Source organism: Limnobacter olei (genome assembly GCF_029087225.1).
In the GTDB taxonomy this organism is placed as follows: Bacteria; Pseudomonadota; Gammaproteobacteria; order Burkholderiales; family Burkholderiaceae_B; genus Limnobacter; species Limnobacter olei.
In genome coordinates this window covers 116,150-128,831 of sequence record NZ_JARFJD010000005.1, presented here as the reverse complement: position 1 = coordinate 128,831, position 12,682 = coordinate 116,150, and the positions used below count along the sequence as shown (strand labels likewise).

The window sequence follows — 12,682 nt, the reverse complement described above, 5'->3', positions numbered from 1 at the left end:
TGCCATGTCCATGAGCGAAGCCTCCATTCCCAAGTCCGATCAAATCGTAGTCGCTGCCCTGTACAAATTTGTCAGCCTGCTCGATTTCGAGGAGATCAAGCCCCGGCTTGAGGCTGTGTGCACTGAAAACGCTGTGCTGGGCACTTTGTTGCTGGCCAAGGAGGGCATCAATGGTACGGTCAGCGCGCCCCGCGCGGGCATTGTGGCCTTGATGAATTTTTTGTGGGCCGATTCCCGGTTTGCCGATTTGGCACCCAAGTATTCAATTGCGCCTGAACAGGCTTTCACTCGCATGAAGGTGAAGCTGAAACGTGAAATTGTGACCATGGGCAAAGACGGAATTGATCCGAATCGCCTGGTGGGCCGCTATGTGAAACCAGCCGACTGGAATGCCTTGATCCAAGATCCGGATACCTTGGTAATTGACACTCGCAACAACTATGAGTACGCGATTGGTACTTTCGAGGGCGCAGTAGACCCTGCCACCACGACATTCCGCGAATTTCCTCAATGGGTTGAAAAGAATTTGAAAAGCCTGCCTGCGGACAAACGCCCCAAGAAAATTGCCATGTTTTGTACCGGTGGTATTCGCTGCGAGAAATCCACGGCCTACATGCTGGAGCAGGGGTTTGACGAGGTGTACCACCTTGAGGGCGGTATTCTGAAGTACCTCGAAGAGATTCCCGAAGAACAAAGTTTGTGGAAGGGCGAGTGCTTTGTGTTTGATCAGCGGGTGTCGGTCACCCATGGTTTGCAGGTTGGGCATTACGACCTGTGCCACGCTTGCCGCATGCCAATTACCGAGGAAGAAAAGCAGAGCGAAAAATACATTCAGGGCGTGGGTTGCCCGCATTGCTATGATTCGCTGACCGATGATCAAAAAAAGCGTTTTGGCGAACGCCAAAAACAGATTCAACTGGCCAAGCAGCGCAATGAGAAGCACATTGGCCGCAAGATGTTGCCCAAAGAACCGTTACCCCAACAAGCACACGCGGAGTGAGCAGGGTGGAGCAGCAAGCCGATCACGGGCACCAGCTTGGTTTACCCGTGTTGTACACCTTTCGCCGTTGCCCCTATGCCATGCGTGCACGGCTGGCGATTGTTGCCGCCGGTTTAAAGGTTGAAGTGCGTGAACTGGTGCTGCGCGCCAAACCCGCACACATGCTTGAAATTTCACCCAAAGGCACCGTGCCCGTTTTGTGGTTGCCGGATGGCACTGTGATCGATGAAAGCCTGGATGTGATGCATTGGGCGGTGGGCCAGAATTTTCCGGCAGACTGGTTGGTACTGAATACTGAGCAGCAACAACAGTGTGATGAATGGATTGCGCTGCTTGATGGCGAATTCAAGCGAAACCTGGACCGTTATAAATACCCACACCGCTATCACGTAAAAACCGACACTGACACCTACACCTGCGACCCGCTGGAACACCGCGCGGTATGCGAAAAAATTTTGGCACAGTGGAATGCGGTACTCAAACAACAGGGACAGCAGGGAAGCTCCTACCTGTTGGGTAAGCAACCCAGCTTTGCCGATTATGCAATTTTGCCTTTCGTGCGCCAATTTAGGATCGCCGATGAGGCTTGGTTCGATGCGGTACCTGGCTATGATGCACTGAAGTTGTGGCTCCATTCTTTTTTGACATCGCCTTTGCTGGAACAAGCCATGGTCAAGTACACCCCTTGGCAACCTGGCGACGCACCTTTAACCTTTCCGGGTTAGAGACGACCCTCTACGATTTTCTGGTCAAGTTTCTATACACTCGCAAGTTACGCAACAGTAACATTGTCTTGCTGGGCTATGCTAGGCCCTTAAAAAAGACATTCCCCCTATAAGAAGGACGAGACTCATGGCCGACAAAATTCTTGAATTTGTTCACACCTCAACAGGTAAACAAATTGCCGCTGCACTGGGCCTGCCCGTGCCCCCCATGTTGAAGCGCGCCAAAGCTGGATACGCCGAAAAATCATTGGCCAATTCAAATGCCTTGGTGGGTGCCAGTGCATTTGGCCCAGTGGCTTCGGCCGTGGTCAAGGCGCTGGACTCCATGGGGGCGTCCATCAAGGTATCCGCCGATTTGGCAGGCCTGGACGGCATCAAGCAAGCTGCGGCCAAAGCCAAAGTAGACGTGAGCATTTCTCAAGCTGACAACGGCGTGCCTGAAAACGTGTACGTGCTCGACGTGACTGCAGCAGCCAATGTGGCGGATCTGCGTTTGCTGTACGACTTTTTTAACCCACGCCTGCGCAAAGTGCCATCCAACAGCCGCATCGTGGTGATTGGACGCCCACGCGGTGATTGCAAAGACGCCCTGGCTGAAACAGCACAGTCCTCATTGCCCGGTTTTATTCGCAGCCTTGCGAAAGAAAGCGGCAAGAACGGCACCACTGCCAATTTGATTCAAGTGAAAACCGGCGCTGAAAACGGCATTGAAGGCGCACTGCGCTTTTTCTTGAGCCCACATTCAGCATTTGTGACCGGCCAAGTGTTGCCCGTGGTTGGCGCGCCCAAGGGCGTGAAAGTTGCCGCGTTTTCTGAAAAACCATTGACAGGCAAGTTGGCTGTTGTTACGGGTGCTGCACGCGGCATTGGTGCAGCCATTGCTGAAGTGTTGGCCCGTGAAGGCGCCACCGTAATTGGTGTGGATCGCCCTGCGGATGAAAGCACCTTGGGTGCAACCATGAGCAGCATTGGTGGCATTGCCTGCCCGCTGGACATTACTGATGCTGACGCTGGCAAGAAGCTGGCAGCCGTTGCTGCTGGCAAGGGTGGCAAGATCGACATTATCGTGCACAACGCAGGCATTACTCGCGACAAGATGATGCGCAACATGGCCGCCCACTTGTGGGACATGGTGCTGGACGTGAACCTGGGTGCGATTGTTCGTTGTAACGACCAATTGTTGGCAGGTGATGCGTTTGGTGCGAATGCACGCATTGTGTGTATTTCATCGATTGGCGGCATTGCCGGGAATGCAGGCCAAACCAACTACGCTGCTACAAAGAGCGCCGTGATTGGTTATGTGGACGCCATGGCCAAGCAACTGGAAGGCAAGGGCATTTCCATCAATGCGATTGCGCCGGGCTTCATCGAAACACAAATGACTGCAGCCATTCCCGTGGTAACCCGCGAAGTGGCCCGTCGTTTGTCCAGCCTGTCGCAAGGCGGCTTGCCAGTGGACATTGCAGAAGCAGTGACTTTCATGGCCAGCCCCTTGGCTGCTGGTGTAAACGGCGCCACCTTGCGTGTGTGCGGACAAAACCTGGTGGGCGCGTAATTTATTCATCGACTGAATACGCTGCCTGCAACTAAAAAATTATCTGGAGAAAACTATGAAACACGGTCGTCGCGTTGCCATCATTGGCGGTTCACGCATTCCATTTGCACGTTCAAACACAGCCTACATTGGCAAGTCCAATCAGGACATGCTGACCGCAGCATTCCGCGGTGTTGTTGACAAGTTCCAGTTGCACGGTGAAGAACTTGGCGATGTGGTTGCAGGTGCGGTAGTGAAGCACAGCCGCGATTTTTCCCTGTGCCGTGAATCAGTATTGGGTTCAGGCTTGAGCCCAATGACACCTGCATTCGATATTCAGCAGGCTTGCGGTACTGGTCTGGAAGCGGCAATTGTGGTCGCCAATAAAATTGCTTTGGGTCAGATTGAAGTGGGCATGGCTGGCGGTGTGGACACCACCACCGATGCACCGATTGCAGTCAGCGAAGGCCTGCGCAAAATTCTGCTCGAAGCCAACCGCGCCCGCGACACCAAAGGCAAACTGGCCGCACTGCTGAAGATTCGCCCCAAGCACCTTGCACCACTGCCACCTGCAAACGCTGAACCCCGCACAAAAATGAGCATGGGTGCGCACTGTGAAGTGATGGCGCAAACCTGGGGCATCACTCGTGAAGATCAAGATGAGTTGGCTGTAAGCAGCCACTTGAAGGCTGCCAAAGCCTACGAAGAAGGCTTCTTCGATGACCTGGTGGTGCCATTCAACGGCCTGACCCGCGACAATAATTTGCGTGCTGATTCTTCAGTTGAACGCCTGCAAGGTTTGAAGCCTGCGTTTGATCGCAAGAGCGGCAAGGGCACGATGACTGCCGGTAACTCTACACCGCTGACCGACGGCGCTTCTGCCGTGTTGCTGGCCTCTGAAGACTGGGCCAAGGCACGTGGCATTCAGCCATTGGCTTACCTGACATTCAGCGAAACCATCGGTGTTGATTTTGTGTCTGGCAAGGAAGGCCTGTTGATGGCTCCCGCTTATGCCGTTCCACGCATGCTGAAGAAGGCCAACATGAAGCTGCAGGACTTCGATTTCTATGAAATCCATGAGGCGTTTGCTGCCCAGGTTCTGTGCACATTGAAGTCTTGGGAAGACCCCAAGTTCTGCAAGGAAAAACTGGGCCTCGATTCTGCTTTGGGTTCAATTGACCGCAGCAAGCTGAACGTAAAGGGCGGATCACTGGCCGTTGGCCACCCATTTGCAGCCACTGGTGGCCGTATTATTGCCACATTGGCCAAGTTGCTGAATGAAAAAGGCAGCGGCAAAGGTTTGATCTCTATCTGTGCAGCCGGTGGTATCGGTGTAACTGCAATTATCGAGAAGTGAAATCATGAGCGTGAATGACACCCTGAAAGCAGCGGCGAAATTTTTCGAGCTGTCTGAGTTTCCAAATGGCAAGGCGCTGCTGCTGAAGGCTGCCACCACGTCCAATAAAAAACCAAAACCCGACACGCAGGCTGCACGCCTGGGTGCCCGGGTGAAGAAAGTGTTCATCGACCGTGAGTGGGTGCGCCAGTACAACGCCGTGTGCGGTTTCAAGGAAGATGAAATTTCCCTGACGGCGCCACAGGTGGTGGCTTCGCCCCTGCACATGTATTTGCTGAGTCGCCCTGAGCACCCCATGCCCATGTTGGGCATGGTTCATTTGCACAACTCGATTGAGTGCGCCAAGCCTTTGGAGTATGGCGTGCCTTACGATGTGTTGGTGACTGTGGGCGACACCCGCAGTATTTCACTGGGCCTGGAATTTGATGTGCACACTCAGTTTTTGGTGGGTGAAGAAGTGCACTGGAGCAGTGTCATGACCATTTTGTGCCGCGTAAAGGGCATGCCCAAGCCACTGACAAAGCCCGCGCCAGTTGAGCCTTTGAGTGCAATCGGTGCGCAATACGCCGCCGTGAAAGTACCTGAAAACCAAGGCCGCAAGTACGCCAAGGTTTCAAATGATTACAACCCGATTCACCTGTATGCGCAAACCGCAAAAATGTTTGGTTTCAAGCAAGCGATTGTGCATGGCATGTGGACTGCGGCAAAAACGCTGAGCATTGTTGAAGCCAGTTTGGGTTCTCGAGCCAGCAAGTTTGATCTGTCGTTCAAGCAGCCGGTGTTCCTGCCGTCTGGCATTTCGGTGAAGCATGTAACAGCTGATGGTACTTCGAAGTTTGAAGTGCTGGCCGAGCGGGATTCGAAAGTGCTGATGGTGGGAAGTATTGCGGCTTGATTTTTTGATTGAATGAGTGGCTCGGTTGGGTTTGCAGCGCGTCACTCATTTCGCCTTGATTCAAGTCGAATTCCCCATCTTTGTTTCTTGCTCGGTTCATGCGAAACGCAAAAGCGCTGGCGATTATCGTTCCGACAGCCCCGGCATCAAACTGGTTTCGATCATTTTCTGCATGTCGCGAATCGGAATTTCGGGATGTTGAATCCACCACCGGGCGCCCGCTTCAACAGCGCCAACCATGATATTGGCCAAGGCCACCGCTTGTATGCCGGCCTTGTCGCCGTTCTTGGCTTTTGATGGATCGTTGAGTTCTTCAATGGTTTTGGCCGAGGCCTCAATAAAGCTGTTTCTGAAGAAAGCAACTTTCTCGCCGACTGGCCCCACGCTGGTGAGTGCCTCGTTGTAAAGCACTGACCAACCTTCCCTGTGACGTTCTACAAACGTCAAAAAGCTGAGCATGATCAACTTCAGCCGCTCTTTTGGATTGGGATTGGCCATTAGCAAGGTTAAGCCCGACATCAAGTGATTGCCTACCTGGGTAATGGTGGCCAGGTAAAGCGCATCTTTTGAGCCAAAGTAGCGGTAAAGCAGGGGTTTGGTCACGCCAGCGCCCTCGGCGATTTGCTCCATGCTGGTGGAGTGAAAACCGTGGCGGGAGAACACTGAGCCTGCCACGTCCAGAATTTGACTCATGCGTTGTTCTTTGGGCACCTTTCGTGTGCCCAGGCGTTTTGTCTCGAGGGTAGGCGCCGCGTTTTTGTTGTTGTGGTTCGCTTTTTTCACCAATTTACTAGCCGGTTACATGGATGTTTTGAAGTGTAGCAAGCTTCTTTCAGTTTTGTGAATAAAAAAAGCCCCACAAAAAATGTGAGGCCTTTTTACGGGTGAGCGGTCGGTAAGTTACTGCTTTTTCTTACTTGTAACCCACGCGATCCATAATTTGCTGGGACAAGGCTGTGTTCGCCGCCAGTGTTTTGGAAGGTGTTACGTCTTGCTTGTAAGTACCCAAAGACTCCAAAGCAGGATTGTCTACTTTCACGCCAGGCACTGTTGGCCATTCATTGTTGCCATTCGCGAAGTATTTTTGAGCCGAATCGCTGGCCAGGTATTCCAGAAACTTGATTGCACCTTCGCGATTGGGTGCGTTTTTGGCCACAGCACCACCAGACACGTTCATGTGCACGCCATAGCTGCTTTGGTTGGGCCAAATGAAACCAACCTTGGACACTACTTCCTTGTCTTCCGGCTTGTCGGACTTTAACAGGCGCACCCAGTAGTAGCTGTTGGTTAGGGCCACGCCACATTCACCAGTCGCCACTGCACGAATTTGGTCAGTATCACCGCCCTTGGGGCTGCGAGCCATATTGGCGACCACGCCTTGCGCCCAGGTTTCAGCACCTTTTTCACCCAGATGATTGATCATGCTGCTCATCAATGAGAGCATGTAGGGATGTGAGCCTGTGCGGGTACAAACCTTGCCCTTCAAAGCGGGCTTAGCCAAGTCTTCATAGTTTTGGGCAAGCTTGGGGTCAACGTTTGCTTTGTTGTACACAATGACGCGGCTGCGCGCTGAAAATGCATACCACAGGCCATTTTCACCAGTAAACTGCGCCGGGATTTTGTCGCTGAGCACCTTGGATTTCACAGGCTGAAACAGGCCATCTTGTTGGGCTGTTGCAAGGCGTGCAGCGTCAACAAGCAACACCACATCGGCAGGGCTACGCGCGCCTTCGCTGCGCATGCGCTCAAGCAGAGCCTCATCGCCCAACTCGAGGCGCTTGATAGCAATGCCGGTTTGCTTGGTAAAGTCCTCGTACATTTTTTCATCTGTCGAGTAATGGCGGGCCGAGTACAGGTTGATGACTTTCTCGTCGGCCTGTGCGGCAGCGCTTACGCCAATCAAGCCAGCGATGGAAACTGAAATCAGTTTTTTGAAAGTGTTATTCATGGTGATAGGGACTTTCCTGAATGTGGTTGGTTGAAATTAAACTGCTTTAGTTTAGCAAATAGTAATCATTTATGTAACAAGAAGTGTTCTCGTTTAACAATAATTTTTGCAGTAGTCAGAGTGTCGTAAGCGCGAGTTTCTACATTGATTGCAACAAGAACGAGGAGACAGCGCTGTGGTTGAGCAAGCGAAGCACCAGTCCAATGGGACTTATCAGAATTTGTACGATGAATCCATCCGCAATCCCAAGGGTTTTTGGGCTCGTCAGGCGGACTTGATTCATTGGCAAAAGCCGTTCGAGAAAGTGCTGGATGACAGCAAACCCCCTTTTGCCGATTGGTACGTGGGTGGAGAAACCAATCTGTGTTACAACGCCGTGGATCGGCATCTTGATCAGTTGGGCGACAAGCCCGCACTAATCTATGTGTCCACTGAAGTTAATCAAGAAAAGGTTTATACATTTCGCCAATTGCACCAAGAAGTGCAAATTGCTGCTGCGATGCTGCAAAAAATGGGTGTGAAAAAAGGCGACCGTGTGTTGATCTACATGCCCATGATTCCAGAAGCGACCTTTGCAATGCTGGCTTGTGCGCGAATCGGTGCAATTCATTCGGTGGTGTTTGGCGGTTTTGCATCACACAGCCTTGCTTCAAGAATTGAAGACGCAAAACCGAAGGTGATTGTCTCGGCCGATGCAGGTTCACGCGCTGGCAAGGCAGTCGCTTACAAACCACTGCTGGACGAAGCGATTGCCCGTTCAAGCTACAAGCCTGGCCATGTGTTGATGGTGAACCGGGGCTTGGTGCCATTTGACACTGTGAAAGGGCGAGACCACGACTACGCTGCATTGCGCAAAGAACTGGCTACGGCCAAAGTCCCAGTAACCTGGCTTGAGGCGACAGACACCAGTTATATTTTGTACACCAGCGGCACCACCGGCAAACCGAAGGGTGTGCAGCGCGACGTAGGTGGGTACGCCGTGGCCCTTGCTGCTTCAATGAAATACATTTTCATGGGCGAGAAGGGAAAAACGTTTTTTGCGACCAGCGACATTGGCTGGGTTGTGGGACACAGCTACATTATTTACGGCCCTTTGATCGCAGGCATGGCCACGGTGATGTACGAGGGCTTACCCATTCGGCCTGACGCTGGCATTTGGTGGAAGATCGTTCAGGATCACAAGGTGTCGGTGTTGTTCTCGGCACCAACGGCTGTGCGCGTGCTGAAGAAACAGGATCCCGCCTATTTGAGCAAATACGATTTAAGTTCGCTGAAAGCACTGTTTCTTGCGGGCGAGCCTTTGGATGAAACCACTTCAGACTGGATTTCAGGGGCTATTGGAAAGCCGATTGTTGACAACTATTGGCAAACTGAAACTGGCTGGCCAATTTTGGCGATACAGCGTGGCGTTGAAGAAATGCCCGGTAAGTTGGGCAGCCCTGGTGTGCCGGTGTTTGGTTTCAACGTGAATGTGTTGAATGAAGACACCGCGCAACCCTGCAGGACCAACGAAAAAGGAGTGGTGGCCATTGAAGGGCCACTGCCGCCCGGTTGCATGCAGACCGTGTGGGGCGACGATGAGCGGTTTGTAAAAACTTACTGGTCAAGCTTTAAAACCCGGCAGGTGTATTCCACTTTCGATTGGGGCATTCGCGACGAGGACGGGTACTTTTTTATCCTTGGCCGCACCGACGATGTGATCAATGTGGCTGGTCACCGTTTGGGAACCCGCGAGATTGAGGAAAGTATTTCCTCCCATCCCGCAGTCGCCGAGGTAGCAGTGGTGGGTGTGGCTGACCAGGTGAAGGGGCAGGTGGCTGTGGCGTTTGCCATTTTGAAGTCGGCTGACGCAGTCAACGAGACACAAGCCAAAACACTGGAAGCCGAGATCATGAAGGTGGTGGATTCCCAGTTGGGCGCAGTGGCCAGGCCCGCACGCGTTTACTTTGTGAATGTGTTGCCCAAGACCCGTTCCGGCAAATTGCTGCGCAGGTCAATTCAGGCGGTGTGCGAAGGCCGGGACCCAGGCGACATGACCACCATTGAGGACCCCACTGCACTTGCGCAAATCAAGAACGCAATGGCGTGAACGAAGCACACCAATGAAGCTTGAAAACAGACCAGAAAATCAGGGTTTGTTTAGGTTTTGTGGTGTGTTTTAAAACGTGTTTTAATGGTTTGTCACTGGCCGTTTCAGGGAGGGCTACTGAATGGCAAATCATTCGCTGGAAGTACTCAAGCTCAGCGTGTTGTTCGACAACCATTTTTTCAATGGTGTGCCCACGCAAGTCCATTTCATTCAAGACAGCACCATGGTGGGCACCTGGATTGACGAGCAGGGCGCCGCGAATTTAAGCATCGGACTGGATCGGATTCAGTTCATGAACAGCGAGCAGTTGGCGTTTTTGATTGCTCATGAGTACGGTCATTTGGTGTTGAAGCATCCTCAAAAAACGCTTGAAATCCAGCAGCAGTATGGCATTGTGTCCAGCCTGGATGAGTTCATGTTGTCGTTCGATCTTAAGCGCGACTATTCCAAATTGATGCGTGAAATGGAACTGCAGGCCGATTTGTTCGGCGCGACATTGGTCATGGGTTTGGGGCACGATCCTGTTGCCGGAGCCTCGTTCTTGCTTGGCGAAAGCAAGAGCATCCAGCACCCGGAAGGTACCTTGCGGGTTTCAAAAATCAAGGCAGGTGAGGACACTCTGGTGGCTGAGGATTTCTCAGGCACATTTAATCATTTGGCCATGCAATTAAGTGATGCGGAAGTATTGGCAGCTTTGGTGCCTAGCTACACCCAGCCTATCGATTCTATTGATTCGACAGTAAAAGCGGCGGTGGAAAGCTGGCCAGCATCAGGTGCTGACGGCTATGCCGGCGACACCTTGTATGGGTTTGAGGTGTCGGTTTTGCTGACAATTGCGGTGCTGGCCTGCGCCATGCCAAGATGGTGGCGCAAAACCAGCGTCGGTTAGCTGTGGTGGATGGTTAAGCCACGCTGACGGGAATTTTTCCGATCTTGGCTTGCCACTCTTTCGGGCCTGTGTTGTGCACGGAAATACCCGTGCTGTCCACGGCCACTGTGACCGGCATGTCCTTGATCTCGAACTCGTAAATCGCTTCCATACCCAAGTCTTCAAAGCCAACCACTTTTGCGTTGGTGATTGCCTTTGAAACCAGATAAGCCGCACCACCCACAGCCATCAGGTAGGCTGATTTGTTGTCACGAATTGCTTCAATGGCCACTGGGCCGCGTTCGGCTTTGCCAATCATGGCGATCAAGCCGGTTTTCTCCAGCATCATGCGGGTGAACTTGTCCATGCGGGTGGCCGTAGTGGGGCCTGCTGGACCAACCGCCTCGTCGCGCACTGGGTCTACCGGGCCCACGTAATAAATCACGCGGTTTGTGAAATCCACTGGCAGTTTTTCGCCTTTGGCCAGCATGTCAGCGATGCGCTTGTGCGCGGCGTCCCGACCAGTCAACATTTTGCCGTTCAGCAACAAGGTTTGACCTGGCTTCCAGCTGGCCACTTCCTCGGGGGTCAGTTTGTCCAAATCGACACGTTTGCTTTTTTCTGTGTCAGCAGTCCAGCTGACTTGTGGCCAGTCGGCCAGATTGGGCACTTCCAGCTTGGCTGGTCCATCACCATGCAAATGGAAATGCACGTGACGTGTGGCTGCACAATTCGGAATCATCGCGATGGGCAGCGACGCAGCGTGTGTGGGGTAATCCAGAATCTTCACGTCCAGCACGGTGGTCAGGCCACCAAGCCCTTGCGCACCAATGCCCAGTGAGTTTACTTTGTCGTACAGCTCAAGGCGCAGTTCTTCAATCCGGTTGCTGGGGCCGCGCTCTAGCAGTTCATGAATATCGCAAGGGGCCATCAGGCTTTCTTTGGCCAGCAGCATCGCTTTTTCGGGCGTGCCACCAATACCAATCCCCAAAATACCCGGGGGGCACCAGCCCGCGCCCATGGTGGGAACAGTTTTCAGTACCCAGTCCACGATTGAATCCGAGGGGTTCAACATCACCATCTTGGACTTGTTTTCCGAGCCGCCACCCTTGGCTGCACAAATCACTTCTACATCATCGCCGGGCACAATTTCGTAGTGAATCACGGCGGGTGTGTTGTCTTTGGTATTTTTACGGGCACCCGCAGGATCGCTAAGCACAGAGGCACGCAGTTTGTTGTCGGGGTGCAGGTAAGCACGGCGCACGCCCTCGTTCACCATGTCGGAAACACTCATGGTGGATTCCCAACGCACGTTCATGCCCACTTTCAGGAACACCACTGAAATACCGGTGTCTTGACAAATAGGGCGCTTGCCTTCTGCGCACATGCGGCTGTTGGTCAGGATTTGCGCAATTGCATCTTTGGCAGCAGCACTTTCTTCGCGTTCGTACGCCTTGCCCAGTGCCTGAATGTAGTCAAGCGGATGGTAATAAGAAATGTACTGAAAGGCATCGGCGATCGAGCTGATGAAGTCTTCTTGCTTGATGGTGGTCATGAACTGCTCCTGATCAAATTGGGTGCTTAGCCCGCTATTTTAATGTTTTTTGGGAGAGGCTGACTCGTTCAACAGCTTATCGCAGTATGCGATTGCCACAGCAGATACGAGGAAAATCATGTGGATTGACGCCTGTGCAATGATGGTTTTCTCATCGTACTGTTCAGCATTGATGAATGTTTTCAGCAGATGAATGGAGGAAATGCCGATGATCGCCATTGCCAGCTTCACTTTCAAAACAGAGGCGTTTACATGGTCCAGCCATTCGGGTTGATCGGGATGGTTTTCCAGATGCATTCGGCTTACAAATGTCTCGTAGCCGCCCACAATCACCATGATTAGAAGGTTGGATATCATGACCACATCGATCAGGCCGAGAACCACCAACATGATGCCAGCTTCATCCAGTGTGTGATTGGTGGCACCGGTAACCAGGTGCCAGAGTTCAATCAGAAAGTGGTAAACATAAACACCTTGCGCGACGATCAGTCCAAGGTACAGCGGCAATTGAAGCCAACGGCTCATGAAGATTAGACGGGCCAATCGGGGTGGTGGTAGTTTTTTCTGTTGTTCCATTTTGTGACAAGTGTGCAGTGCAGCAATAGTTAATGGGGTGATGGCGGAAACTATAGCAGAACCAAGCTACACAGGTGCTACTTGCACCGGGCTGGAACGCGAATTGCTGTGGTGCGCCATGGTGTAAGGTGAGAG

11 protein-coding genes are annotated in these 12,682 nt (G+C 52.5%); 7 read left to right on the top strand and 4 right to left on the bottom strand.

Annotation, left to right across the window (positions count from 1 at the left end; all coding sequences use genetic code 11):
• Nucleotides 1-4: 4 nt before the first annotated feature.
• From trhO to PY990_RS04525, 5 genes are all read left to right on the top strand, one after another.
• Nucleotides 5-1,000, top strand: coding sequence for an oxygen-dependent tRNA uridine(34) hydroxylase TrhO (gene trhO, locus PY990_RS04545; RefSeq protein ID WP_275270604.1), 996 nt, complete (start codon nt 5-7; stop codon nt 998-1,000).
• On the top strand, nt 997-1,725 hold the full coding sequence (locus tag PY990_RS04540) for a glutathione S-transferase (RefSeq protein ID WP_275270603.1): 729 nt from the start codon (nt 997-999) through the stop codon (nt 1,723-1,725). Before trhO ends, PY990_RS04540 begins: the two co-directional genes overlap by 4 nt.
• Before the next feature lie 127 nt (nt 1,726-1,852).
• Nucleotides 1,853-3,280 (top strand): 3-oxoacyl-ACP reductase, encoded by a 1,428-nt coding sequence (locus PY990_RS04535; protein WP_275270602.1) that lies wholly within the window; start codon nt 1,853-1,855, stop codon nt 3,278-3,280.
• Between the two features lie 55 nt (nt 3,281-3,335).
• The gene (locus PY990_RS04530) at nt 3,336-4,616 is read left to right on the top strand and encodes an acetyl-CoA C-acetyltransferase (RefSeq protein ID WP_105029584.1); all 1,281 of its coding nucleotides are present in this window, start codon (nt 3,336-3,338) and stop codon (nt 4,614-4,616) included.
• Nucleotides 4,617-4,620: 4 nt separating this feature from the next.
• Nucleotides 4,621-5,511 carry a MaoC family dehydratase gene (locus PY990_RS04525; RefSeq protein ID WP_275270601.1) on the top strand — a complete coding sequence of 297 codons (891 nt, stop codon included), beginning with the start codon at nt 4,621-4,623 and terminating at the stop codon, nt 5,509-5,511.
• A 123-nt stretch (nt 5,512-5,634) separates the two neighbouring features.
• Here the strand turns inward: PY990_RS04525 and PY990_RS04520 are convergent, their stop codons facing one another.
• Together PY990_RS04520 and PY990_RS04515 are read right to left on the bottom strand one after the other, a co-directional pair.
• Nucleotides 5,635-6,204: a TetR/AcrR family transcriptional regulator gene (locus PY990_RS04520; RefSeq protein WP_275270600.1), complete on the bottom strand. Its 570-nt coding sequence runs from the start codon at nt 6,202-6,204 to the stop codon at nt 5,635-5,637.
• A 220-nt stretch (nt 6,205-6,424) separates the two neighbouring features.
• A complete protein-coding gene (locus PY990_RS04515) occupies nt 6,425-7,459 on the bottom strand; it encodes an extracellular solute-binding protein (RefSeq protein ID WP_275270599.1) in 1,035 nt (344 codons plus the stop codon).
• Between the two features lie 175 nt (nt 7,460-7,634).
• Between PY990_RS04515 and PY990_RS04510 the strand changes: the two genes are divergently transcribed.
• Nucleotides 7,635-9,548 carry a propionate--CoA ligase gene (locus tag PY990_RS04510; RefSeq protein WP_275270598.1) on the top strand — a complete coding sequence of 638 codons (1,914 nt, stop codon included), beginning with the start codon at nt 7,635-7,637 and terminating at the stop codon, nt 9,546-9,548.
• A 121-nt stretch (nt 9,549-9,669) separates the two neighbouring features.
• Nucleotides 9,670-10,437, top strand: coding sequence for a M48 family metalloprotease (locus tag PY990_RS04505; protein WP_275270597.1), 768 nt, complete (start codon nt 9,670-9,672; stop codon nt 10,435-10,437).
• A gap of 13 nt (nt 10,438-10,450) precedes the next feature.
• Here PY990_RS04505 and PY990_RS04500 read toward each other — a convergent pair whose 3' ends face one another.
• Together PY990_RS04500 and PY990_RS04495 are read right to left on the bottom strand one after the other, a co-directional pair.
• Nucleotides 10,451-11,971 (bottom strand): fumarate hydratase, encoded by a 1,521-nt coding sequence (locus PY990_RS04500; protein ID WP_275270596.1) that lies wholly within the window; start codon nt 11,969-11,971, stop codon nt 10,451-10,453.
• 39 nt (nt 11,972-12,010) lie between these two features.
• The gene (locus PY990_RS04495) at nt 12,011-12,547 is read right to left on the bottom strand and encodes a TIGR00645 family protein (RefSeq protein ID WP_275270595.1); all 537 of its coding nucleotides are present in this window, start codon (nt 12,545-12,547) and stop codon (nt 12,011-12,013) included.
• Between the last annotated feature and the right edge of the window lie 135 nt (nt 12,548-12,682).